At 42.7% G+C, this 25367-nt stretch carries 18 protein-coding genes; 12 read left to right on the top strand and 6 right to left on the bottom strand.

Going from position 1 to position 25367, the window contains the following annotated elements; all coding sequences use genetic code 11:
• Window positions 1–71: 71 nt before the first annotated feature.
• From metE to HNR44_RS12350, 3 genes are all read right to left on the bottom strand, one after another.
• On the bottom strand, window positions 72–2342 hold the full coding sequence (metE, locus tag HNR44_RS12360) for a 5-methyltetrahydropteroyltriglutamate--homocysteine S-methyltransferase (protein WP_281381421.1): 2271 nt from the start codon (window positions 2340–2342) through the stop codon (window positions 72–74).
• Window positions 2343–2611: 269 nt separating this feature from the next.
• A complete protein-coding gene (gene hemQ / locus HNR44_RS12355) occupies window positions 2612–3358 on the bottom strand; it encodes a hydrogen peroxide-dependent heme synthase (RefSeq protein WP_184404602.1) in 747 nt (248 codons plus the stop codon).
• A gap of 163 nt (window positions 3359–3521) precedes the next feature.
• Entirely contained in the window at window positions 3522–4277 is a 756-nt protein-coding gene (locus HNR44_RS12350; protein WP_184404601.1) for an enoyl-CoA hydratase/isomerase family protein, read from the bottom strand.
• Window positions 4278–4560: 283 nt separating this feature from the next.
• On the opposite strand from HNR44_RS12350, the gene HNR44_RS12345 reads away from it, so the two are divergent.
• Window positions 4561–6000: an SLC13 family permease gene (locus tag HNR44_RS12345; protein WP_184404600.1), complete on the top strand. Its 1440-nt coding sequence runs from the start codon at window positions 4561–4563 to the stop codon at window positions 5998–6000.
• 54 nt (window positions 6001–6054) lie between these two features.
• Here the strand turns inward: HNR44_RS12345 and HNR44_RS12340 are convergent, their stop codons facing one another.
• Window positions 6055–6882 carry a lipoate--protein ligase family protein gene (locus HNR44_RS12340; RefSeq protein WP_184404599.1) on the bottom strand — a complete coding sequence of 276 codons (828 nt, stop codon included), beginning with the start codon at window positions 6880–6882 and terminating at the stop codon, window positions 6055–6057.
• A 116-nt stretch (window positions 6883–6998) separates the two neighbouring features.
• On the opposite strand from HNR44_RS12340, the gene HNR44_RS12335 reads away from it, so the two are divergent.
• From HNR44_RS12335 to HNR44_RS12325, 3 genes are all read left to right on the top strand, one after another.
• Complete coding sequence (locus HNR44_RS12335; RefSeq protein WP_184404598.1) at window positions 6999–7202, top strand: hypothetical protein; 204 nt, start codon at window positions 6999–7001, stop codon at window positions 7200–7202.
• Window positions 7203–7274: 72 nt separating this feature from the next.
• A complete protein-coding gene (locus HNR44_RS12330; RefSeq protein WP_246407367.1) occupies window positions 7275–8588 on the top strand; it encodes an HD domain-containing protein in 1314 nt (437 codons plus the stop codon).
• Window positions 8589–8601: 13 nt separating this feature from the next.
• Complete coding sequence (locus tag HNR44_RS12325; protein WP_184404597.1) at window positions 8602–9120, top strand: YwgA family protein; 519 nt, start codon at window positions 8602–8604, stop codon at window positions 9118–9120.
• 44 nt (window positions 9121–9164) lie between these two features.
• Here HNR44_RS12325 and HNR44_RS12320 read toward each other — a convergent pair whose 3' ends face one another.
• Entirely contained in the window at window positions 9165–10112 is a 948-nt protein-coding gene (locus HNR44_RS12320) for a bile acid:sodium symporter family protein (protein ID WP_184404596.1), read from the bottom strand.
• A gap of 529 nt (window positions 10113–10641) precedes the next feature.
• On the opposite strand from HNR44_RS12320, the gene HNR44_RS12315 reads away from it, so the two are divergent.
• From HNR44_RS12315 to HNR44_RS12280, 8 genes are all read left to right on the top strand, one after another.
• Window positions 10642–11337 (top strand): C40 family peptidase, encoded by a 696-nt coding sequence (locus HNR44_RS12315; protein WP_221434293.1) that lies wholly within the window; start codon window positions 10642–10644, stop codon window positions 11335–11337.
• 170 nt (window positions 11338–11507) lie between these two features.
• Window positions 11508–12059 (top strand): YwhD family protein, encoded by a 552-nt coding sequence (locus HNR44_RS12310; protein ID WP_343069488.1) that lies wholly within the window; start codon window positions 11508–11510, stop codon window positions 12057–12059.
• A gap of 405 nt (window positions 12060–12464) precedes the next feature.
• The gene (gene nagE, locus HNR44_RS12305) at window positions 12465–14390 is read left to right on the top strand and encodes an N-acetylglucosamine-specific PTS transporter subunit IIBC (protein WP_184404595.1); all 1926 of its coding nucleotides are present in this window, start codon (window positions 12465–12467) and stop codon (window positions 14388–14390) included.
• A gap of 76 nt (window positions 14391–14466) precedes the next feature.
• On the top strand, window positions 14467–16521 hold the full coding sequence (locus HNR44_RS12300) for a glycoside hydrolase family 3 protein (RefSeq protein ID WP_184404594.1): 2055 nt from the start codon (window positions 14467–14469) through the stop codon (window positions 16519–16521).
• A 278-nt stretch (window positions 16522–16799) separates the two neighbouring features.
• Entirely contained in the window at window positions 16800–18908 is a 2109-nt protein-coding gene (locus tag HNR44_RS12295) for a glycoside hydrolase family 3 protein (protein WP_184404593.1), read from the top strand.
• 560 nt (window positions 18909–19468) lie between these two features.
• Window positions 19469–20362, top strand: coding sequence for an N-acetylmuramic acid 6-phosphate etherase (gene murQ, locus HNR44_RS12290; RefSeq protein ID WP_184404592.1), 894 nt, complete (start codon window positions 19469–19471; stop codon window positions 20360–20362).
• A 17-nt stretch (window positions 20363–20379) separates the two neighbouring features.
• Window positions 20380–21741 carry a PTS transporter subunit EIIC gene (locus HNR44_RS12285; protein ID WP_184404591.1) on the top strand — a complete coding sequence of 454 codons (1362 nt, stop codon included), beginning with the start codon at window positions 20380–20382 and terminating at the stop codon, window positions 21739–21741.
• An 18-nt stretch (window positions 21742–21759) separates the two neighbouring features.
• Window positions 21760–22842, top strand: coding sequence for a MupG family TIM beta-alpha barrel fold protein (locus HNR44_RS12280; protein WP_184404589.1), 1083 nt, complete (start codon window positions 21760–21762; stop codon window positions 22840–22842).
• A 36-nt stretch (window positions 22843–22878) separates the two neighbouring features.
• Here the strand turns inward: HNR44_RS12280 and HNR44_RS12275 are convergent, their stop codons facing one another.
• Window positions 22879–25287 carry a penicillin acylase family protein gene (locus HNR44_RS12275; protein WP_184404588.1) on the bottom strand — a complete coding sequence of 803 codons (2409 nt, stop codon included), beginning with the start codon at window positions 25285–25287 and terminating at the stop codon, window positions 22879–22881.
• Window positions 25288–25367: the final 80 nt, after the last annotated feature.

Below are 25367 nucleotides of genomic sequence, written 5' to 3'. Positions count from 1 at the left end.
GCAACCGTCTATTCATCATAAAAGAAAAGCCTCCGCGACCTGTGTCGTCGGGAGGCTTCACTATCGATTCCTTAGCTCGTTACCTTGTTTCGTGCTTTTTGAGCGGCACTGACCATTTCTTTCAATGCTGCAATCGTTTCTTCTTCATTACGGGTTTTCAAGCCACAGTCAGGGTTGACCCAGAAAAGATCGGCAGGCAGAACACTGAGTGCACGGTCGATCACGTGCAGCATTTCATCTTCCGACGGCACGCGCGGACTGTGGATGTCATAGACCCCGAGACCAATTCCTTTGTCATAGACGTTGTCTTCGAACGTTTCCAGGATGTCTCCCTGACTTCTCGAAGTTTCAATGGAGATAACATCAGCGTCGAGAGCGCTAATAGCTGAGATGATATCCTGAAATTCACTGTAGCACATATGAGTATGGATTTGTGTCGTGTTTTTCACGTGGGATGAGCTCAGGCGGAACGCATGAACAGCCCAGTCCAGATACGTTTGCCAATCTTCCCGTTTAAGGGGGAGCCCTTCTCTTAAAGCAGGTTCATCGATTTGGATCATTTCAATGCCTGCATCTTCCAATGCGCTCACTTCTTCCTTGATTGCTTCTGCAATTTGGAAAGCAACTTGTTGTTTTGGCAGATCATCCCGTTCGAAAGACCAATTAAGAATGGTTACTGGACCGGTTAACATTCCTTTGACCGGTTTATCAGTTAAAGATTGAGCATACAGCGTTTCTTCAACCGTCATTGGTGCTTTGAATCGGACGTCTCCGTAAATGATTGGCGGCTTTACTCCACGTGAACCGTACGATTGTACCCAGGCGTTTTTCGTAAATGCAAAACCATCTAAGCGTTCTCCAAAAAATTCTACCATATCATTACGCTCAAACTCCCCATGTACAAGGACATCCAAGCCAATCTCTTCCTGGTGTTTGATCCACGTTTCGATATGAGATTTAATTGCTGCCTGATACTCCAGATTGGAGAGTTCGCCTTTTTTAAAACGGGCGCGTAGGCGACGGACATCTCTCGTTTGCGGAAAGCTGCCAATGGTTGTCGTTGGAAGAGTTGGCAATTGCCACTTCTCCAGTTGCTCTTTTCGGCGTTCTTCATAGGGAAGGGTTCGGCTGACTTCTTTAAATGCAGTGCGATCCGGCTCTTCTTGCCGCCAACCTTTGGCTTTAAGGTCTGCAAAAATTTGTTCATTTTCTTGTAATTCGATAGAATCTGCCGAAGCTTCATTTGCAGCCAGCTTTTGAAGGGTAGAAATTTCGATCATTTTCTCATCCGCAAATGAAAGCGCCTGTATCAATGTTTCGTCAAGGTCAGGTTCATTTTTTACGGTGACAGGTGTGTGTAATAAACTTGCTGAAGGCTGGAGCCAAATCTGGTCGTCATTTTCAACAACTTTTTGGATTTCCTTCAACAATACAAGTTTATCTTTCATTTTCGCTTTCCAGATATTTCGCCCATCAATAATTCCGGCGCCGAGGACTTTGTCTTTTGGGAACCCTTGTGATTGAATCGCATGAAGATTCTTTCCTTCATCATGGACAAAGTCCAAGCCAAGGCCGGCAACAGGGAGCTGACTTACTTTTTCATAATGACTGACAGCATCAAAGTAGGTTTGCAAAAGTAGATTGAGTTGTGGCACTTCTTTATTGAGAGTTTCATAAGTTTTTGAAACAAGTGTAATGTCTTCTTCCGGAATTGTAGTCACAAGCGATGGCTCGTCTACTTGGACCCATTGAACCCCTTCATCGGCAAGTTCTGTAAAAAGTTGGCTATATACTTTTGTCAGATTTTCGAGCAGTTCAGGAAAATCGCTGTGCTTATAATGCTTCGCTAATTTAAGGAAAGAATAAGGTCCGATGATGACAGGTTTTCCTTCAATGTCTAGCTCTTCTTTTGCTTCTTTATAGGCGTTGAGCAAGTAATTTTCCGTTAAGGATGGGGTTGTGTTTTCAATCTCAGGTACGATGTAATGATAGTTCGTGTTGTACCATTTTGTCATTTCTGCAGCATGGATTTCTTTATTCCCGCGCGCCATTGCAAAGTAAGTATCTAAAGGGACTTGCCCGCCTTCGTAGTCGAAACGTTCAGGGATAAAACCAAACATTGTGGCTGTATCCAAGATGTGGTCATAATAAGTAAAATCACCAACCGGGATCCATTCTACACCAGCATCTTTCTGCTTTTGAAGATGGCTTAAACGGATACGTTTCATTTCTGCATGAAGTTCCTCTGAGGAGGTGTCACCTGCCCAGTGGGATTCCAATGCTTTTTTCCATTCCCGTTTTTCTCCAATGCGGGGATAGCCTAATAGACTTGTTCTCAACATCATCGCCTCCTACTTGTGATAGAGGATGTTCAAAAGTCAGGGAAATAGAGCCGTTATTCACTGCTTCTGTATTCCTCAACCATTTGTTAAGGTTCTCGAAGTTCAGTTTTCTTTGGCTATTCCGTCATTCTAAACATCATTGATAGTAAAAAAGGATATTTTTACCCCAATGGAAGGTAAAAATATCCATTGTTCCTAACCATTTGTATTTACGTGTATACTTTAAACAATAAAAGAAAGAAGGAATTCTGTCAAGGGTATTCCGATAATTATACTTGGAAATACACTTCAATCTCGTCCTTCTTCAATACGTTCCCGATGTAAAAGGGTCCAAATTCACTAAACCGTGCAGATACTTCGTCAAAACGCATTTCATAAATGAGTTTCTTAAACTGAAGCACATCATGGGCAAACAAGGTGACCCCCCATTCCCAATCGTCAAAACCGGTAGAGCCAGTGATGATTTGTTTCACGTGTCCGGCGTACTTCCGGCCAATCATTCCGTGGGAATACATCAATTGACCGCGTTCTTTCGCAGGTAGCGAGTACCAGTTATCGTTTCCTTCCCTTTTTTTATACATGGGATAGAAACAAACATGTTCCCATTTCGGCAGGATGGGGAAAACGCGTTCCCGGATGCTTGGATCTTCGAGAGGATCTCCTTCCCCTCGGAACATATATTTACCAAGTTCAACAACTGAGACATACGAATATGCGGGGATCGTGTATTCAGCTAAACGTGTTTTGTTAAAGGCTTTTTCAATTTGTTCTAGTTCTTTCATGGTAGGGCGGAGTAACATGAACATAATATCCGCTTTTTGTCCGATGATAGAGTAAAGGGCATAGCTGCCTTCTGCCCTATTTTCATTGTCTGCCCATTCTTCAACCATGGAGATAAATTCCGCTAAAATGCTATGTCTTTCATCTGCCGGTACTCTTTTCCAGGACGTCCAATCAATAGAGCGGAAGTCGTGGTAACAATACCAGCCGTCAATCGTTTCTGCTGGCTCACCCATAAGGCTATACTCCTTTCTTTCTCTTAAAGGACCCTAGTCTGTTGGATAGAAAGGTTGTTGGTCTTCTATCACCTGTCGACTTTTTTATTGCCCAACTTATGTTTATACTCCCTATCATAGCACATTTGCAGAACGTAAAAAAATTATAGCCAGCGAGTATTAATTAATGTGTCGATCTTCCGAGAAATTGTTGAAGGGCTGCCAAATGTTCTTCGGAGGATCCTGCTTTGCTTTGTGCTGTGACTTCCATTTCTAGCACCTCAGCAAGGCTTTTCTCAAACCCTTCTTTCATGTTTTGTTTCATCCATCCATACGCTTCAGCCGGGGTATTCGCTAATGAAGCGGCTAACTCATCAGGTGAACCAATTTTGTTAATCAGGTTAATACGGTAGGCTTCTTCTGCGGTTAAGGATTCGCCTAAAGCTAATTCCATTGCTTTTCCAAGCCCTACGAGTCGGGGGAGAAAATAAGAAGCACCCGCATCCGGGACTAGTCCAATTTTTAGAAAGCTTAAAGCTACTCTTGCATCATAGGAAGCTACACGAAAATCACAAGCAAGGGCGATGCTTAATCCTGCACCAACGGCTGTACCGTTGAGATAAGCAATGATCGGCTTAGGGATATCTGAAATGAAAAGAATAAGCCGGTTGTACGTTTCGCGTAAATAATGGCCGTAGTCAATGTTCTCCCGATCTTCAAGAGAAAAACTTTTTAAATCAGCTCCGGCACTAAAAGCATCACCTGAACCACGTAGGATGATGACTTTGACATTATTGTCGTGATTTGCTTCATTGAAAGCCGCAAATAATTCATCATGCATGGCAAAATTAAGGGCATTTTTCACTTGTGGGCGATTCAAGGTGATGGTCGCCACATTGTCATTCATTTCATAAAGCACTGTCTCTTGTTTTAGTGTCATCTCTCATCCTCCATTTACACTGAATCATTATTCATTTTATTGTACCATTATTTTGAACTATTTGCAGGGAGAAGAAGAGGGCAAAAATACACTTTCATTTCCTATACTCTATGTATTGTCAATTTAATCTATTATGAGTAACATTGATACATATCTGTGTTTGTCGAAAAAAGTCGAATTCTCTAATTAATACTGAAAGCGGGTACAGAGATAAAAAGTGATGTTTGATTCTTATATAATTTTACACAACGAAGATTGACTGGAGAGAGGGTGGAATGTATTCATGCAAAAACGTCAAGTCATAGGACTCGTACTGGGTCCTCTTTTATTTTCTTTATTTTACTTTGTACCAGATATAACAGGGCTTGATGATTCGCCAAGAGCGGTGTTAGCTGTAACGGCTTGGGTAGCTAGCTGGTGGGTCACAGAAGCTCTACCTATTCCTGCGACCTCGCTTTTACCGATTATTTTGCTGCCGTTAACAGGTGGCACTGATGAAGAAACGGCTACAATGGCGTATGGGGACCCCATCGTTTTTATGTATATGGGCGGATTTACGATTGCACTTGCGATTGAAAGATGGAACCTCCATAAACGTATCGCTATGACTATTATTGCGATGATTGGGACAAGCGGTCAAAGGATTATTTTAGGTGTTGCTGTTTCAACCGCACTGTTGTCCATGTGGATCTCCAATGCTGCTACAGCGCTTATGATGTTACCGATTGCACTGGCGTTAATTAACGAAGTCAAAGACAAAAACTTTTTTGACGAACGCTCTCTAAATAGCTTTGCTAAAGGTCTATTATTAACCGTTGCCTATTCTGCATCCATAGGAGGACTTGCTACCCTTATTGGCTCGGTTCCCAACGCAGCGTTTGCAGCTGTTGCCAACAATATGCTTGACACAACGGTGACGTTTGCAGATTGGTTTTTGTTTGGTTTTCCTGTGACGGTTATTTTGATCACTGTTTTGTTCTTTTATATTACCCGGATTCAGTTTAAAGTCACCCAAAGCGGAGAAATATCTGAGGACTTTGCAAGAAATCAATTGAACGAACTTGGCCCGATGTCTTATGAAGAAAAAGCGGTGCTTGCCATATTCAGTGTAACTGGATTTCTGTGGCTTTCGACTGGGTTTATACCAGAAGATTGGCAAGAGGTTCTCAATATATCAGACACATCGATTTCCATTTTTGGAGCCCTCGCGATGTTTTTAGTGCCCAGCCGTCAAGAACAAGGCGGTTTGATGACTTGGAAGAATATGAAGGAACTCCCCTGGGGATTGTTAGTGCTTTTCGGTGGTGGATTGTCTCTAGCCGCTGCTTTTGAGGATTCTGGTTTAACCGAGTGGTTCGGTGATTTGTTAGAAGCTGTAGAAGTTCTACCTTATGTACTCATTTTAATTGTTCTAGCAGCAGCCATTTTATTTATGACCGAGATTTTGTCTAATACAGCGCTTGCTAATATGATGATGCCCATTAGTATTGGGCTTGCACTGGGTATTGGTGTGGACCCGTATAGTATTATGGCCATCGTTGCACTTACCGCTTCCTGTGCGTTCATGCTTCCGATTGCGACACCTCCAAATGCAGCAGTGTTTAGTTCTGATTACTTGCAGATGGATGATATGGTTAAAGCTGGTTTTTGGATGAATATCATCGCAATTATCGTAATTGTTGTGTTTGTTTATTTCTGGCAGCCTATTGTTCTAAGTTTTTGAGTTGGCTGGCACAACTGAGCGCCGCATCACTAAGGAAGTGGTGCGGCGCTTATTTTAGTCCCGTAACACTTTCTCATTTCGTTCAGTGACCAGTCTTAATCGTTTATGAAAACGGTGGGTTTCATTAGGAGACAAAGAGGTTTTTGTCAATTTCATACCATAATCTCCAAATACGCGAAGCATGCGTTCCACGCTCTCAGCGACAGTTATTGGACGCTGGTAAAGTTCTGATAATGATGCCATCGTTTCAGGCTGGACGGATGGTGTTGAGGTGCGGTATTCTCCACCCGCTGTTTGATAAAAGTCACGAACAACCTCAGCCCGTTCAGAGCCGGAGCCTGTAATTGCAAGGTAGACCTGTACGGAAATGCCATTCCGAAGCCGTCGCTGCGAAATGCCCGCGAATTTTTTGCCATTAATGCTCAGATCATAATTACCCGGGCAATACGAGCCAACAATTTCCCGGGCAATAATCGCTTTTGTCGAATCGTTGTACATTTCTTGAACAAATGCATGCATTATTGCGTAACTCGTATCAATAGAAAGATCTTTTGTATCTTTCATGATAAGAGAGATATTGAGAATGCCTGGATCAAGATAAACGGCTAAGCCTCCGGAGTTACGTACGATTACTTCGACACCTTTTTCATTTTGTTCTTTAATCGCTTCATGTATATATGGCAGTCGACTGTCTTGCGTACCTAATACAATAGTTGGGTGATGAACCCACGTATGTACCACGGGGTGAGAATATTCTTTGCCAACACTTTCGCAAATGGTATCATCATAGGCAAATGAATGCAGTGGACTATAGTAAAGAGCTGCTTTTGAATGATCTAACCAACGCCATTGCTTGCCCTGTAACGATTTAACACTAGTCATTCATCGATCTCCGTTCCAAATATAATTCAAATCTCTTCATAGTATAACATGTTAACAATATACCGTTTTATGAGATTTATAATACGGGTATGGATTAATATAAAGGTGGGATCGAAATGAGGAGCTTGAAAGCGATTATTACGACCGGTGCAATTATTGCTGTTTCACAATTTGTTCTCACAGTTATCTATCAAGGGTTATTTGCTGAACAGATCCATTGGCCGTTTGTTATCGTTAGTACATTGATTATGGCTATTTTGGTGATAACCACAGCTATTGCTCGTAAGAGAATGGTGAAAGAAACTGAAGAAAAACCTTGAATTAAAACTTGCATGTAAATCATACCTTTCATTTTATCTTCCTCTTTCTTCCGTTATAATAGAGGAAAAGAGATGGAAAGGCTGGCTTTGCCCATGGTTAGAGGCAATGCATTATTAAAAGAGGAAAAAGTATTTAAAGATCCGGTACACCGTTACATTCATGTTCGTGATCAGCTGATCTGGGATTTGGTCGGAACGAAAGAGTTTCAGCGATTGCGGCGTGTTCGCCAGTTAGGCACAACATTTCTTACGTTTCATGGGGCTGAGCATACACGTTTTAATCATTCGCTTGGCGTGTACGAAATTATGCGCCGGATGATTGAAGTGTTCAATGACCATCCCCATTGGAATGAAGACGACCGTTTACTTTGCTTGGCGACGGCACTTCTACATGATATTGGCCACGGTCCCTTTTCCCATTCGTTTGAAAAGGTGTTTGAAACGGACCACGAAAGTTGGACTCGCGCTATTATTACGGGAAAAACGGAAGTGAATGCGGTTCTTCGCCGTATGGGGGATGAGTTTCCACGTGAAGTAGCAGATGTTATCGAGAAAACTCACCCAAATAAACTCGTCGTGAGTATGATTTCTAGTCAGATTGACGCGGATCGAATGGATTATTTGCAACGGGATGCATTCTATACCGGTGTTAGTTACGGCCATTTTGATATGGAGCGGATCTTGCGTGTAATGCGGCCGACAGAAGATCAAGTTGTCATTAAAAGTACCGGAATGCACGCGGTGGAGGACTATATTATGAGCCGCTACCAAATGTACTGGCAAGTGTACTTTCATCCTGTCACACGGAGTGCCGAAGTCATTTTAAATAAAATATTACGACGAGCGAAAGCACTGTATGAAGAAGGATATGCATTTGAACAAGCTCCCCATCATTTCATTCCTTTTTTTGAAGGAGAAGTGACCATTTCGGATTATTTAAAGTTGGATGAGTCTATCGTATTTTATTACTTTCAAATGTGGGAAGAAGAAAAAGATGGCATACTCGCTGATTTGTGCAGCCGTTTTCTCCATCGTCGATTGCTTCAATATGTTGAATTCGATCAAAATTTTATTATGAACGAATGGGCTGGGTTGCAAGAGCGATTTAAAGCGATCGGCATTGACCCTAATTACTATCTAGTCGTTGATTTTTCTTCTGATTTGCCTTATGATTTTTACCGGCCTGGTGAAGAGGAAGAACGAATGCCGATTCATTTACTTATGAACGATCAGAAACTCCGTGAGTTGTCGCGGGAATCCGATGTAGTAGAGGCCATTTCTGGAAAAAAACGGACAGATCATAAATTGTATTATCCTAGCGATATTTTAAAAACACCGGGACAAGAAGAAGAGAAACGTAAAATCATGGAGATTTTGTCAGGTTGAGGAGGGACGCGGCGTGTTAGAACAGCATGTCAAAGTCATGTCGCTACTAAAGAGTGTTGGAGAAATAACCGGGCGTAAAAAGTTTCAAAAAATCATCTATATCAGTAAGAAAATGGGGATGCCTTTTCAGGAAAAATATGACTTCCATATCTACGGGCCTTATTCAGAAGAATTAAGCATGCGTATCGAAGAACTTCAGCAATTTGGGTTTGTTTCGGAAGTAAGAGAAGAGAAAGCGGGATACCACCAGTATCGATATCAGCTGGCAATGGCTGGTGAACAGTTTCTTGAAACCAATACCCAACGACAGTCTTTTGAGCAAGAAAAGACAGTGATTGACGAAATGAACGCCTGCACCTCCAAATTTCTTGAGCTTGTGTCTACGGTTTTATACTTAGAACCTGCCCCAAAAGAAGAAGTGGTTGAGAAAGTACATACATTGAAGAAAACACAAAATTACTCTCGTGATGATATCGAGGAGGCTTTTGCCTACATTAGACAATGGCGTCATAAGGCAAATAGTGAAACGTAAGGCTATGCCGATCATGTTCGGTACAGCCTTACGTTTTTATCATTTCATTTCATTGATTTTTTAGCTGGAGGAAGAGGTCTCCGGTTCCAGAAATTTACTAATATTGGACCGGAAATATTATGCCAAACGCTGAAGATCGCCCCAGGTAATGCAGCTAGCGGACTGAAATGTGCACTCCCGAGACCGGAAGCTAGTCCTGAATTTTGCATTCCAACTTCTATAGAAATTGCACGGCATTGAGCAGGACTTACCTGCAGGATTTTTGCAATCAAGTAACCAATGAAGTACCCTCCACCATTATGCAGGATAGCTGCTGCTAAGACCGGAATACCTACTTCATAAATGTTATCCGCATTCGCTGCTACAACTCCCATAACAATCAAAATGATAGTGGTAACGGATATAAGAGGCAGAGCGGGTGTAACCTTTTGCACTCCTTTTCTAAAAAAATAGTTGCAAATAACACCGAGGATGATGGGGATCAGGACAATTTGCGTAATCGAAAGGAAAAGATCTAAAGGATTTACTGGAAGCCAGTTATTCGCGAAAATATACATAATAAATGGAGTGGCTACTGGTGCAATTAACGTTGCAATGGTAGTCATGGTAACGGATAATGGTAAATCTCCTTTTGCTAGATAAACCATAACGTTGGAAGCTGTACCTCCAGGCACTGAACCCAGCAAAATAATCCCTACAGCTAATTCAGGGGGAAAATTGAACAACCAGACAATTAACAATGCCAGCAAAGGCATCAGGGTAAATTGAGCGCTTACCCCGATAATGACATGCGCAGGTTTTTTGAAAACCATGGAGAAATCTGTTGCCCTCAAGGTTAACCCCATCCCGAACATAACTATACCAAGAAGAATGTTAATTGCGTTCGAAAGCACAGATAATTCAGTGAAAAAATAAGCGAAAACGGCAGTTGCGATGACAAGAGGTGCAAAATATTTACCTGACCAGTTACTCACGCTTTCTATTGTATTCAAGAAAACGGCCTCCTTCTTTATCGCGATAAAGTTTTAGTATAATCATAATGTAGTAAAATGACAAACTTAAAGCAATAATATTGATAAGTTTACTAAAGAATATTTCATGTTCGAGCTCGTACACTTTGTAATAAACAATACCTAGATTCTTTACAATTTTCTGCTGGATACTTAAATCAAAAGGGAAAGTATGAGGAGAATTACATGATTTTAAGCTTATTATTAATCAAGAACTATAATAAATATATAAGTCTCTCTATTACACTGAGATAACAAACGTGTAATAGTTATTGTGAGCCTCTAAAATACAATCTATAATGCAATTTGTGAGTGACAAGCATTGGCTTGATAAAATTATTATTAAAACTGGAGGTGTAGATTCACTCTATCATATCGTTCGTCTTACACCTTTAAGAGTTTCACATCAGGAATTAATAGAGTTACATATGGAGTCAAAACTCGTCGCATTTAATAAATACAACATACAACTGATGCTCCAATGCGAACAACAGATGAGTGAACAAATGTTATGATGAAAAAATATGTAGTTAGTACGGTGGTTGCAGCAGGGATCGTATTTGCACCAAGCGTTACGGATGCAGCACTTCTAGACAACGGTTCCATGGAATATGGGGATGTCAATAGCTCCGTTAATGTTCTTCAGGAAGAACTAAAAGCAAAGGGACACTTTGAGGGATCAACAGGCAACCGATTCGGTCCTCGGACGCTAAGTGCTGTGCAATCCTATCAATCTGAAAATGGGATCTCCTCATCAGCGGGGAACTTCTATGGTGTAGCAGGACCGGCTACCCAGAGCGCAATTTGGGATGGTGAAGTTAAAGGAGCCTCTACGAGTGACAGCAGCAGTGGTTCCAGCGATAGCGGGATCATTTCTACAGCTAAAGATTATGTAGGGGTGCCTTATTCATTTGGCGGAACTTCTCCAAGCGGTTTTGATTGCAGCGGCTTCTTGAACTACGTCTTTGATCAACATGGAAAAGATATTCCACGTACTGTATCGGCCATCTATAGCGCAAGCACAGAAGTTGCAGACCCAAGCCCCGGAGACATAGTTTTCTTTGATACAAGAGGCGGCGCTTCCCACGCTGGAATCTACATTGGCGGTAATGAATTCATTCACACCAGTTCTTCTAACGGTGTAACCATCGACAGTCTCGACAACTCTTACTGGGAGCCACGTTACATGGGAGCGGGAACTCTTTAAATCTTTAAAACGAAGCGGTGTACTACTTTAGTGCACCGCTTTTTACTTATGGATTTACGGCATTGACGACAAGCTAGTTTCCCTAAGGTAAAAGCCATCACTGTTTATGAACAGGGTGGTTGTGATACACTAAAAGTTAAAGAAGAGTTCTTTAGGAAGGAGATGATCCCGTGGGAAATCCTTTTAGGAAAAATATAGAGAAGCGACAAGGATCAGGATTCAATATATTAAGCGGCGACTCGACGGACGGCCATGGCGGCTTTGGCGTCGGCTCCCTTAGTCTTGATAATTTAACCCCTGTTATTATTGACCCGGTAGAAGAACGTGTCTTCCTTGATATGGGCGCAATTCATGCGCGTTCAGAAATTGAAAAGAAAGTAAAACTGCTTGAAAATAAGGAAGAACTCAACGATCCAAGGGAATACTGGATGGTTTGGGTGACAACGGCTCATACAGATGAAGGCGAACCAAAGTATCATGGTATCGGAGCTTGCCGATTTTATCGTGAGGTCGAGCCACCCGAAGGTAGTCGTTTTTGTAGAGGGTACAAAAGCATGCCTGAACACGTCAACCATATGGATAAAGCATTAAAAGGCCATGTGATTATAGATCATATGGATGATAAACCCCGCTACATGCTAAGGGAGTATTTAAAAGGGTTTAGTGAGGATTACTGGAATAATGCGGATGAAAAACTTAGAGAAGCTTTTGTAGATGAATAAAATATGAACGATTTGTGAACAAAAACGTCACTTCTTGTAATTATCGTCAAAAATATGTACCCTATTACTAGACCTTATTTTTACAAGACTAAGACACTAAAGTGCGCAGAGGGAAAAGAGCCCCTGCGCGTTTTAGTGTCTTTTGTTGAGAATGGACTTTCTTTAAAGAGTAGTCGATGTAAATTTTTATACCTTGAAAATGGGCGGATGTGTGACGTTTTCAAATGAATGTGATAAGATAAAATATAATTTCAAACGCTTGTTGGTAGGATAGGGAATGGTACAAGTCCAAAGCAATTTTCTTCAATATCAGAAAATAGAGACATAAACTGAGAAGAAACTTTTCAAGAGACAGGCTAATCGTCATACATATATTAATAATAGTAATAGAAGGGTGGTATATGAATGTTGCGTAGCTTAGGGCAATTTCTTCAACGTATCGGTCGTTCGTTGATGTTGCCAATTGCTGTTCTTCCTGTTGCGGCGTTGTTATTAAGGCTAGGGGCTGATGATGTACTCGATATTCCGTTTATGCACGAGGCTGGTGCTGCTTTATTTGATAACTTGCCATTAATTTTTGCAATCGGGATTGCTATAGGGTTTTCGAAAGATGGACATGGTGCTGCAGGTTTGGCTGGGGTTGTTGGTTACTTAGTCTTGGATTATAGTATGGCAGCTATTGATGATTCCCTGGATATGGATGTTTTGGCGGGGATCTTAGCTGGTATCGTTGCTGGTATACTCTATAATCGTTTTAAAGACGTAAAGCTGCCAGAATGGCTTGCCTTCTTCGGGGGGCGACGGCTGATTCCGATATTAACAGCGTTTGCAATGGCATTATTTGCTTTTTTACTGGGTTTTTGGTTATGGCCTCCAATGCAGGCGTTAATCGATACTGTTGGGGACTGGGTTACACAAGCCGGGGCTCTAGGTGCTGGTGTATATGGAGTGATGAATCGTCTTTTGATTCCAACTGGTCTTCATCACATCGTCAATAGTTACGTTTGGTTCGTCTTTGGAGAATATGAAGGCACAACGGGTGAGATTAATCGGTTTTTTGCTGAAGATCCTTCAGCCGGGCTATTTTTAGCTGGTTTCTTCCCGGTTATGATGTTTGGGATTCCAGCTATCTGTTTAGCGATGATTTTTGCGGCTAAAAAAGGTCGCAGGAAAGCAACTGCAGGCTTTTTAGGAGGCTTGGCATTTACGGCATTTTTAACCGGGATTACCGAGCCGGTGGAATTTTCATTCATGTTTTTGTCACCACTGTTGTATGTCGTACACGCTTTGTTGGCGGGTTTAGCTTTAGCAACAGCTTTCATGCTTGAAATGAGACATGGATTTGGTTTTTCCGCTGGTTTTATCGACTACGTGTTAAGTTTTAATATTGCTGAGAATCCTTTAGGGTTGCTAGTTGTAGGTCTCGTCTTTGCGGTCATTTATTTCCTTGTTTTCTATACATTGATCCGTGTATTGGATCTTAAAACGCCAGGACGTGAAGATGATGAAGGAGAGAGTGTCATTCCTAGTAGCGGAGATGATTCGGATGACGACGAGTTTCAGCAAAAAGCCGCTAACTTCTTAATTGGACTCGGCGGGAAAGAGAATTTGCGAACGCTTGATTATTGTGCGACTCGGTTAAGGTTAGAAGTCGAGGATATGGAAGAAGTGAACGAAGGGCAACTGAAAAGAAGCGGCGCAAATGGAGTCATGAAGGTAGGCGGCAATGGACTACACGTGGTTGTCGGTACGCAAGTAGAATTTGTCGCAAATGCGATGGAATTACTGATGAAACAAGGAGATGGGAAAATTACAGAAAAAGCTCAGGCTGATTCTTCAAGTTTCAGTGATTCCACATATAAAGAAGCAGAAATTCAGAAAGACGAATTTTCGGCACCGATAACAGGACGTATTTTACCTCTATCAGAAGTTCCAGATGATGTATTTTCAAGCTATATGATGGGGGATGGATTCGCGATAGAGCCGAACGATTCCAAGGTTGTATCTCCTGTCGATGCAGTGATTGATAACATTTTTCCGAGTAAGCATGCCATTGGTTTGAGACTCACAAATGGCCTGGAAATTCTCATTCATATAGGGTTAGAAACTGTGCAGTTAGAAGGGAAAGGCTTTAAGGTTTATGTGAATGAAGGGGATCAGGTGAGAAAAGGTGATCTTTTAATGGAACTCGACCTTGATGTTATTAATCGAGAAGCTGCTTCCACGATTTCTCTAATTATATTCACGAATCTACCGGAAGGAAAAACCATAGAAATGCTAAAAATCGGCAAGGTTCAAGGAAAAGAAGATCAGATTCTCCACTTAAAATAAAATGAGAGATGAATATCCCCTGGGTAACCGGGGGATTTTATCATTGATCAGGGATTTTGATTAAGGAGAATTTGCCATGAGGCAGCCTGTTAAAAAAAGTACCTTTTTTCTTTTACTTGGTGTACTATCATTTTCACCTCACAGTCATTCTCAGGCCGAAGGTAGTGTGCAAGACTTTATCCTTTATGAAAATATTGAACAAGCCGATGTTCAGCCAGGAGAAAGTACCACTCTTCAAGGAATGAATATTTATGAGGATGGGCATTTTACATTTGTTGATGAAGATATTATGTGGAGTTCGACGAATGAAGATGTAGCTAGGGTCGATCAAGACGGGCACATTACATGGACAGGACGACCTGGAAAAACATACATAGAAGCCTCCAATGGGAATCATGAAGATCGAATTGTACTCCAAAATGGGGAGAGAACTAAAATCATCAAGCAGACCGACGATAGGCATAAGCTCATCGACAACGCGATCGCTGGGATGACGATAGAAGAAATGGTGGGGCAAATGCTTATGCCGGATTTTCGCACATGGGGGAAAGAAAATGTGACTGAAATGCCCCCAGGTATTGAGCAGCTTATAAAAAATTATCATCTAGGCGGTGTGATCTTTTTTGGGGAAAATATAAAAACACCCGCACAGGCAACAGAGCTGATTGCTGATTATCAAGCTGCCTCGGAGAAATATGCGATGCTCACCACGATTGATCAAGAAGGGGGGCTTGTCAATAGGCTGCAAGCAGGAACGAGTATGCCCGGGAATATGGCACTCGGAGCCGGAAATGATCTGGGTATGTCATCGAAAGTAGGAAGAGTCATTGGAGCAGAATTAGAATCCCTTGGCTTCAATATGAACATGGCTCCGAGTATGGATGTCAACAATAACCCTGATAACCCAGTCATCGGTATTCGTTCTTTTGGTGAAGACCCATCGTTAGTAGCTAATCATGGCGTAGCTTTTATGGAAGGTATGCAAGAATCGGGAGTAGCAGTAACAGCAAAGCATTTTCCAGGTCATGGGGACACGGATATAGATTCACATGTTGGGTCTCCAAAAATTTCCCATGATCGGAATCGGTTATATAATGTTGAATTGTATCCTTTTCAATCAGTGATGGATCATGATGTGGACGCGATCATGACTGCTCACGTTACACTTCCTGAAATCGATAGCAGTACGTTCGAAGGTACAGAGAGCCTTATTCCTGCCACTTTATCGGACAAGGTTATAACGGGCCTTATGCGCGAAGAAATGGGTTATGATGGAGTCATTTTCACGGATTCATTAAAGATGAATGCCATTTCTTCCCACCACCCCCCTGTAGATGCTGCCATTCATGCAGTGCAAGCTGGTTCAGACATTGTACTGATGCCTGTAGACGTTGAAGAGGTCGCTGAAGGGATGATCAATGCCGTCCATCAAGATGTGATTTCTGAAGAACGTATGAAAGAATCGGTAGCGCGGATTTTAGAGTTAAAATTAAAACGGGGGATTGTCAAAGAAGAACATCCCTTACCATCAGAGGAAAAAGTAGCTCAAGCTGAAGACACTTTGGCCTCAGAAGAACATTTAGAAATAGAAAGGCAAGCGGCTAAGCAAGGCATTACCGTTGTTAAAAATGAAAATCAAACGCTCCCTCTCAACCTGAGGGAAGATGAATTGGTAGTGGTCATTGGCAATGAACTCATAGATGGACTTTCTAGCGCGATAACCGCTCACCACCCTAACGTAGAAACGATGGCTTTACCGGAAAATGGTCAATTAAATGGAATCCAATGGGAGAAAATCTGTCAAGCCAGCCATGTCATTGTTGGAACGTATACCTCAGATTATGAGTCAAGACAGTCGAATCATCCACAAATGGAAATCGTTCGTCGTATCCAAGCAGATATCGAAGGTCCTTTAATTACGGTCGGGATTCGTAACCCCTATGATATAATGGCTTACGCAAATACGGATGTTTATCTTGCCCAATACGGATTTGCAAGGGCTAACTTTGAAGCAACAGCAAGTATATTATTTGGAGAAATAGATTCGGTAGGAAGATTACCAGTCACAATCCCTTCACTCGAAGGAGGTGTTCTTTATAAAGAAGGGCACGGCTTATCGAATAGGGAATAGATTTTAAGGGGATGCCCAAAGCCGGGTGTCCTTTTTTTGGGCAGATAAGAAAGTATAACTCAACTTTCTTATCTGCATAAGTACAACCAAGGCTTTCACCATAAAAGCTTGGCGAACAGCTAAGTTTTCTAATGTTACCATGTTCATTTTGTGACGGATATGCTCTATTCCCTTCGTAAGGTGTCTAATAATATTTTTTATTACGAATAGTGCTAGACAATCAATCATTTGGTAGATAGACTCATGATAACCTTTAAACATCCAAAGGAGAATCTGAAATGATACGCTATGTAAACAAAATCACGCTTATTGTTTTTATTAGTTTCTTCGCATTGTCAAGTTGGACTATCCACCATTCGCTAGCTGAAGATCAAGAACAGATTAAAGATTTCATCCTTTATGAAAATATTAAAAAGATTGATGTGCAGCCGGAAGAACGCATGTCTCTTCAAGGTATGAATGTTTATGAAGATGGGCATTTTACCTTTGTTAATGAAGGTATTACATGGAATTCGACGAATGAAAATGTGGCAACTGTTGATCAGGATGGCCAAGTAGAGTGGACAGGCCAGCCTGGAAGGACCTACATAGAAGCTTCAAATGGAGCACACCAAGATCGTATCGCTTTTCATCATCGACCGGAGCAAGCTGGAGGTTCTGAAATCATAAAAGAGACAGATGATAGACATGCACTGATCGATGATGCCATCAACGGGATGAAGATAGAAGAAAAAATTGGCCAGATGCTAATGCCGGACTTTAGAACGTGGAATGGGGAAAATGTGACTGAAATGCTTCCGGAAATTGAGCAAATCGTCAAAGATTATCACTTGGGAGGGGTTATTCTATTTGCTGAAAATGTAGAAACGACTGCACAGACCGCTGAGTTAGTTGCTGATTATCAAGCCGCATCTGAGAAATATGGAATGCTTACTACCATTGATCAAGAAGGAGGTACGGTGACAAGGCTGCAATCGGGTACAGATATGCCGGGCAATATGGCACTTGGAGCTGGAAATGATGTAGAAATGACTTCTAAAGTGGGAGGGGCAATTGGAGCAGAATTAGAATCTCTTGGTATTAACATGAATTTGGCCCCAACCGTAGATGTTAATAATAATCCCGACAATCCGGTGATTGGGGTGCGTTCGTTTGGAGAAGATCCTTCATTAGTGGCTGATCATGGCGTGGCTTATATGGATGGTATGCAAGAATCCGGAACAGCGGTCACGGCTAAGCACTTTCCGGGTCATGGAGACACAGATGTAGACTCCCACGTTGGTCTTCCCGAAATCCCACACGATCGGGATCGTCTATTTGATGTCGAACTTCCTCCGTTTCAAGCAGCCATGGACAATGATGTTGATGCAATTATGACTGCTCATGTTACATTTCCTGAGATTGATAGCAGTACAGTCATTTCTAAGGAAACAGGTGAGGAAATCACTATTCCTGCTACCTTATCAGAAGAAGTGTTGACTGGCCTTATGCGTGAAGAGATGGGTTATGAAGGTGTGATTTATACGGATGCTCTAAACATGGATGCCATAGATGAACATTTTGAACCGGTAGATGCAGCAATCCGGGCAGTTCAAGCAGGATCAGATATTGTATTAATGCCTGTAGGATTAGAAGATGTAGCTCATGGGCTGCTCGAGGCGGTGAACAACAAGGAGATTTCTGAAGAACGCATTGAAGCGTCCGTTGAGCGAATTCTGGAATTGAAATTAAAACGGGGGATCGTAAAGGAGGAAAATCCAACACCTGTAGAAGAAAAAATCGCACAAGCTGAAGAAATCGTAGGTGCAGAGGAACATCTCGAAGTAGAAAAGCAAGCAGCCGAGCAAGGGGTAACGCTTGTAAAAAATGAAGGGGACGTACTGCCTCTCAACTTGGACGAAGATGAGTCGGTCGTCGTTATTGGAGATGAATATGTAAAGCAATTATCAGATGCTATTGAAGCCCATCATTCAGAAGTAGAGGCAATTGAACTCCCGGAAAGTGAAGATTTTAGTGAGGGACAATGGCAGATGATTCAGCAGGCCGATAAAGTAATTGCAGGCACCTATTCCGCTGATAATGAAGCGAGAGAAGTTAATCATCCTCAAATGGAAATGGTTCGTAGTGTACAGGAGGAGGTGAATACCCCCTTAATCTCAATAGGCATCCGTAACCCCTATGATGTCATGGCGTATCCGGAAGTAGAAGCGTATCTAGCGCAATATGGATTATTAGAGGCGAATTTTAAAGCGACCGCCAATATATTATTTGGAGAAACAGAGCCCGTAGGTCAACTGCCAGTCACGATCCCAACTGTAGATGGGGGTGTATTATATGAAGCAGGCCACGGTTTATCTTACGAAAGAAGGGAAGAAGGGGAGACTTAGCTTAAGCTAGTGAAATGTTTCAAAAGAGCTTTCCTTGAAAAGGGGGAGGGCGAATGATCGAGCACGAGCAAAATGGGATTGGGACGGGGGTGGATTTTTCGGCGCAGCAACACATTTATTCGGCGTACTAGGCACTTTATTCAGCGCTTGAGGAACTTTTTCGGTACGGCACTCGGTAGGTAGATCCATGCGGATATTTTATCGCATGGATCTTTTTTTACGTTTTTATTCACTCCTCATACTCTTTCCAAATTGAAAGAAATAAGAAGACCTCTGACGGTTACCTGATCATCAATCTCAACATACTTCTCAAAACTTTCCATATCCATATTGAACCTCCGCTCTTCACTTTAATTCCGATTCGTTTTCGATACAATCTCTCCGTTGGATGCAGCAACGGAATCTCCTTCTTTCTCCGATAGTAAAGATCTTCCCGGAAACTTCTGTGTTACAAGTGAATTATTTTATTAAATTTTAAATATTAATTGATATTTTATTTCAGATTGTCATATAATTTATGAAACCGCATTCATTTTTTGTTAATAAAGAGAGGTCGTTTTATGTTCAACAACTTGACAACCGAAGCAAGAAATCCCATGACCATGAATTTGGATGAGATGTCCATTTCCGAGGTTCTTTATACGATGAATGAAGAAGATCAGGGTGTTCCGAAAGTGGTAAAGGGTGCCATTCCCAAAATCGAAGTACTCGTGAAAGAAGTCGTTCAGTCTTTAAAGGGAGGAGGGCGCCTGATTTATGTTGGCGCGGGAACGAGCGGACGACTTGGAGTCCTCGATGCCGTCGAATGCCCCCCAACGTTTGGTGTACCTTCTTCTACCGTCATCGGGCAAATCGCGGGAGGAGATGCTGCTTTTACAAAAGCAAAGGAGGGGGCTGAAGATTCAAAGGAAGCTGGTCAAAAAGATTTAAAACAACTTTCATTGACCTCTAAAGATGTCGTCATCGGGCTCGCCGCCAGCGGACGAACGCCTTATGTGATTGGAGCCCTTCAATACGCCCAAACATGTGGAGCTGTTACTGGAAGTGTTTCTTGTAACGTATCAGCGACGGTGAGTGAATATGCGGATTATTCGATCGAGGTAGACACAGGTGCTGAAGTACTCACGGGCTCGACCCGCTTAAAAGCTGGCACTGCTCAGAAGTTGGTACTTAATATGATCTCTACCTCCGCTATGATCGGAGTAGGCAAGATCTATGAAAACTTAATGGTGGATGTAAAAGCAACCAACAACAAGCTTATCCAACGTTCCCACAATATTATTATGGAAGCAACAGGGGTTGACGAAAAAACAGCTGCAAGGGCATTTCATCAATCTGGTCAGCATGTGAAAACAGCTATCGTTATGATTCTTGCGGATATCTCAGAAACAGAAGCGAAAAGCAGACTGACAGAAGCCAACGGTTTTATTAAAAAGGCAATCCAGGAGCCGTAAAAAAGGAGGAATCAAAAATGAAAAAAGAAAAAGCGATTGTGCGGGATATACTCCCCCTTTTAGGTGGAAAGGATAACATCACTTCGTTAGCCAACTGTATGACGAGGTTACGATTGAACGTAAAGAATTACGAAAAAGTCCAACTCGACGAGCTCCGTAATACAGAAAACGTGCTAGGTGTCGTCGAGGATGAAACATTACAAATTGTACTTGGCCCAGGAACCGCGTATAAAGTGGCAACAGAATTATCTAAAACGACCGGTCTATCTGCCGGTGATGCTGAGGATGACCATGTAGCCGAAGATACCAAGGCCAAAGTGCAACAAAGGAATAAGACGCCGATTAAAAACTTTCTCAAACGGATCGGAAACATTTTCATCCCGCTTATCCCAGCTCTCATTGCATCCGGGCTTATTAACGGAGGCGCTAGTTTTGCAGAAAACGCAGGTGTGGACCCTGAAACGACTTGGCTGCAGATTCTTCTTGTCATCGGTGGAGGGCTGTTTTCTTTTCTCAGTATACTTGTGGGCTGGAATACAGCACGGGAATTTGGCGGAACTCCAGCACTTGGTGCGATTGCCGGTATTTTAATTATTAATCCTGAGCTTGAACAAATTACTCTTTTTGGTGAACAACTTGTGGCAGGCCAAGGTGGTATATTTGCCGCTATATTAGCTGCATGGGTAATGGCAATTTTTGAAAAGTTGGTACGAAAATTTGTACCAGGAAGCCTAGACGTCATCCTTACACCGTTTATTACCGTGCTCGTTGTCGGTGTCGCTACGATTCTTGTTTTACAACCGATTGGCGGTGTGATTTCAATGGTTATTCAAACAGGAATTAATGGTGTATTGGAAATTGGCGGTGCCTTTGCTGGCGCAGTATTGGCCGGTACATTTTTACCATTGGTTATGGTAGGAATGCATCATGGTCTAACCCCGATTCATCTTGATTTTATTGAAAATCTGGGAAATACACCGCTCCTCCCAATTTTGGCCATGGCAGGCGGCGGTCAAGTGGGTGCAGCCATTGCTGTCTATGTAAAAACAAAAAGTCAAAAGTTAAAAAACACAGTGAAAGGGACACTGCCTGTTGGTTTTCTTGGTGTTGGTGAACCTTTATTATATGGGGTGACCCTGCCGCTTGGCCGTCCTTTCATAACGGCATGTTTAGGGTCAGCTGTTGGTGGTGCCTTCCAGGCAATTATGGCTACAGGAGCTACAGGTGTGGGAATTTCCGGCTTATCCTTAATTCCTTTGATAGATGATGGACAATATCTTTCCTACTTTATAGGCCTTGTGATTGCTTATGCATTTGGTTTTATCTTTACGTATTTGTTTGGTTTCAAAGAGGAAATGGTACAAAATCTTGAGAAGTAAGGAGAGAGAGTCTTTTCTATGAAGGGGTTTTCTATCTATTTAGGACAGCAGTCAGAGGAAGAACAGTATCATACGCTGAAGAAGATGAAAGATGCCGGTTTTCAATCGGCCTTTACATCCCTTCATATTCCTGAAGATCATCCTGAGATGTACAGAAATGCTTTGGGGGTTTTGGCAAGGCAAGTACGCGAATTTGATTTGGAATTATTCGCAGATATCTCACCTGAGTCACTTTCCCATCTTGGCTTAAGCTGGGATAATGCTGACGACCTTTTAAAATGGGGGATCTCTGGTTTACGGGCGGATTACGGGATTGACCCCTCGCTACTTGTCTCGCTTTCCAAACAGATGACCATTGCATTAAATGCCAGTACTTTGGATGAATCAATGTTGCAAGGGTATATAAGGAAGGGTCTCTGTTTGGAAAATATTGAGGCATGGCATAATTTTTATCCACGTCCAGAAACCGGGTTGTCGCTCACCGATATTGAACAAAAGAACAGGATGTCTCATTCATACGGTATACGTACAGCAGCCTTCGTTCCGGGAGATGACCTGAAACGAGGACCTGTACACTTCGGTTTGCCAACTGCTGAACATAATCGACGTATCAACCCTTTTGCAGCTACTCTTGAGCTTTGGCGAAAAGGAAATACAGATAAAGTGCTGATTGGGGATCCTGCTATATCAGAAAAAAGTCTTGAATCGTTTAAAACCTTTGAGGACGGGATCGTGCCCATTATGATCGATATGAAACCTTTAGAGAACGATGCCATCAAGGGCCTCATTCTCCAGCCTCATCAACAGCGCTTGGATGCGGCACGTGACGTTATTCGCTCCGAAACGTCGCGACCCTACGCTCAACGTGAAAAAATGATGATCCCTGCATCTGGGGGAGAGCCTCGCCCTATAGGGAGTATAACGATTGACAATAAGCACTACGGCCGTTACCAAGGAGAATTGCAAATCACCAAAACTGACCTTCCGAGAAATGAGGCCGTCAATGTTATCGGTCAGGTATTGACGGGGGATCTGCCTTTGTTGCATGTTTTAAGGAAAGGAGAAAAATTTACATTCACTCCGGTGGAAGCGAGAAACTGACGGAGACTTATTGAAAAACAAACAACCTCCCTTTCCTTATTGCTCTGGTACTAATCGTAAATGATCACTATCTGTTTGATATTCCGCCATATTCGTCGTATGGTACTCACCTTCAACCCAATCGAGCAATTGATCATGATAATGATCACCCATAACATGTCCGGACTGTCCTGGCGCGACGATGTGGTAACTTTGACTTAAATCAGATAGGTCCATAACACCACGCCATCCGGCTCCGTGGATCATGTCACCGGTTTGATTATCAAAACTTGCAGCCATTACTGTAATACTGCTGCCATCTACAGGCTGAGGGCGCGGATTAAAGAGTAAGTTTAGGGGTGCCATAGCCCCGAGAGGATGAGCAAATGTTGCCCGATGATAATCTCCCCAAAGCCAATTCTCTGGTGACTCACCCTGAAGGTCTTTAGCATAATCAGCCGCGATCTGTAAGGATTCAGTTGCTACTGTCGCTAAGCCTCCATTTTTTTCAATCCAGGGCCCTTCATTCCCCTGGGCTGCATCCCGTAGTAACTGATCAACCACGTTCGCTTCACCTTCAAAAATGTCGAGAATACTTTCTGGAATATCGGATGAAAACAACACATGAGGAATGGCATTCATCCATAAATGGAAGATGAAAGGGCCTGCTTCTTCCTTTTCGTCAACTTTATTCCAATCTCCTAATACATCAAGCACTTCTTTATCAATGTCGCGCAGTTCTTCTTCTGCCACAGCCTTCGTGAGGATGGGGACGAACTCTTCTGCTTGTAAATTCTGTGTATCCATCTGCATCGCTTGCATATCTTCGACTGTAAAATCATTTCCTGCCTCAAGCATTTCCAAAATCCGCTGATGACGATAAGGTTGAGCCCATGTATGTGAAAGGTGATAGTCATAATCCTCATCGTCGATCTGATTATTTGCCGTTGAGATCATCCCTGAATCTGGGTTGATTATGGTTGGTAATTCGTCCCAGGGAATGTACCCTTGCCAATCATGTTCGCCAGTCCACCCAGGAACGGGTAGAAATGCATCATCGTGAGGGCGAATAGGAATTTTTCCGTTGGCACGATAGCCAATGTTACCATTTGTATCCGCATAAACAAAGTTCTGTGCGGGGGCGTGGAAGTGTTCTAACGCCGTCGTAAAGCTCTCCCAATCATCCGCTCGATTAATGTTCATGATCGCCTGCAGCTCTGTCGACGGTTCGTGAGCGGTCCATTTTAACGCGAGGGCTTCATCGATTATAACGCCTTCCTCATGGGCGTATTCGGAGATCAATGGGCCATGTCGTGTGATGACGGTTTCATGTAAAAAAGGTTCGTCATATCCATCAACTTCAATAAATTCCTCAGTCACTTCCGCCTCATACCATTCGTCTTCATATAAAAATTGATGCGGATCTTCCGGATGTCTCCGCTCGATATATAATTCTTGTACATCGGGGCCTACATTCGTTACGCCCCAGGCAATTTCTTCGTTGTGCCCGAGAATAATTCCTGGGACGCCGGCAAAAATCACGCCAGTAACGTTCACCGATGGTGATTGCAGATGGGTCTCATACCAGACCGATGGCGTATCCAGTCCGAGGTGGGGATCGTCCGCGAGTAAGGGGGCGCCGGAAGCTGTATGTTCTCCGGAAATGACCCAATTATTACTGCCGTTAAAAGGCTCTGGCTGATAATTGCCGACGTCAGCAAATACTTCTGCCATATCGATCGTTGTATCTTTGGCCATGTCAAGAATTACGGGGCCGTCATCTGGGTATGTGGGCATTAAGTCGAGCGCCTCTTCTTCGCTCACATTGTTCACGAGCCAATGGCGAAAAGCTTGACCTTGCCAATTCCCGCCAAGGTCATATGCCATAAATTTACCTATCGTTAGTGAATCGAGCGCGGTCCACGGTTCAGGTTCGTAACCGAGAAGGCGGAATTCTACTGGAAGTTCATTTTCCGAAAGGGCATGCGTAATGTATTCGTTCACACCGGCGGTGTAAGCATCAAGCGCGGTGAGGGCTTCCTGATCATAGGCATTAACGGAAGCCTCAGCTGCGCGCCGTAAACCAAATGTACGAAAATAACGATCTGAATCGAGGGCGTCCTTACCAACCACTTCACTGAGCATCCCCGACGCTTGCCTGCGACTCATGTCCATTTGAAACATTCGATCTTGCGCTGTCACGAACCCTTGTGCATAATACAAATCTTCCTCGTTTTCAGCTTCGATATGAGGGACCCCGTTCTGATCACGATAAATATTAACTTCTGCTTCTATTCCTACCACGTTGTGATCACCTACCACTTGTGGCAAGCCGCTCATTAGTTGGGTGTAGCCCCATGTAACTGCACCACCGACCAATAGTAGCAATACAAGTAAGACCCCCCAGGTAATCTTCCAAAAGTAGAATAATCGCTTCCGTTCCGGCTTATGTACGGGTCTGCTCATTCGTCTTTCACCGCCTTTACCTATATAGGTATAGATTCGCTTTATGAAAAAAAGAATCCTGCTTTTATGTAGGAGAAAAA

Origin of the sequence: Geomicrobium halophilum, from assembly GCF_014207655.1 — a bacterium.
GTDB classification, from domain to species: domain Bacteria; phylum Bacillota; class Bacilli; order Bacillales; family Marinococcaceae; genus Geomicrobium; species Geomicrobium halophilum.
Note: the sequence above shows the minus strand (reverse complement) of the source record. Positions and strands in the feature narration are given on the sequence as shown.

What these genes read in the sequence shown, in the direction of transcription:
- metE (WP_281381421.1), bottom strand. Translation starts at nt 2,342, where the DNA reads ATGTTGAGAACAAGTCTATTAGGCTATCCCCGCATTGGAGAAAAACGG.
- hemQ (WP_184404602.1), bottom strand. Translation starts at nt 3,358, where the DNA reads ATGGGTGAGCCAGCAGAAACGATTGACGGCTGGTATTGTTACCACGAC.
- HNR44_RS12350 (WP_184404601.1), bottom strand. Translation starts at nt 4,277, where the DNA reads ATGACACTAAAACAAGAGACAGTGCTTTATGAAATGAATGACAATGTG.
- HNR44_RS12345 (WP_184404600.1), top strand. Translation starts at nt 4,561, where the DNA reads ATGCAAAAACGTCAAGTCATAGGACTCGTACTGGGTCCTCTTTTATTT.
- HNR44_RS12340 (WP_184404599.1), bottom strand. Translation starts at nt 6,882, where the DNA reads ATGACTAGTGTTAAATCGTTACAGGGCAAGCAATGGCGTTGGTTAGAT.
- HNR44_RS12335 (WP_184404598.1), top strand. Translation starts at nt 6,999, where the DNA reads ATGAGGAGCTTGAAAGCGATTATTACGACCGGTGCAATTATTGCTGTT.
- HNR44_RS12330 (WP_246407367.1), top strand. Translation starts at nt 7,275, where the DNA reads ATGGAAAGGCTGGCTTTGCCCATGGTTAGAGGCAATGCATTATTAAAA.
- HNR44_RS12315 (WP_221434293.1), top strand. Translation starts at nt 10,642, where the DNA reads ATGATGAAAAAATATGTAGTTAGTACGGTGGTTGCAGCAGGGATCGTA.
- nagE (WP_184404595.1), top strand. Translation starts at nt 12,465, where the DNA reads ATGTTGCGTAGCTTAGGGCAATTTCTTCAACGTATCGGTCGTTCGTTG.
- HNR44_RS12300 (WP_184404594.1), top strand. Translation starts at nt 14,467, where the DNA reads ATGAGGCAGCCTGTTAAAAAAAGTACCTTTTTTCTTTTACTTGGTGTA.
- HNR44_RS12295 (WP_184404593.1), top strand. Translation starts at nt 16,800, where the DNA reads ATGATACGCTATGTAAACAAAATCACGCTTATTGTTTTTATTAGTTTC.
- murQ (WP_184404592.1), top strand. Translation starts at nt 19,469, where the DNA reads ATGTTCAACAACTTGACAACCGAAGCAAGAAATCCCATGACCATGAAT.
- HNR44_RS12285 (WP_184404591.1), top strand. Translation starts at nt 20,380, where the DNA reads ATGAAAAAAGAAAAAGCGATTGTGCGGGATATACTCCCCCTTTTAGGT.
- HNR44_RS12280 (WP_184404589.1), top strand. Translation starts at nt 21,760, where the DNA reads ATGAAGGGGTTTTCTATCTATTTAGGACAGCAGTCAGAGGAAGAACAG.
- HNR44_RS12275 (WP_184404588.1), bottom strand. Translation starts at nt 25,287, where the DNA reads ATGAGCAGACCCGTACATAAGCCGGAACGGAAGCGATTATTCTACTTT.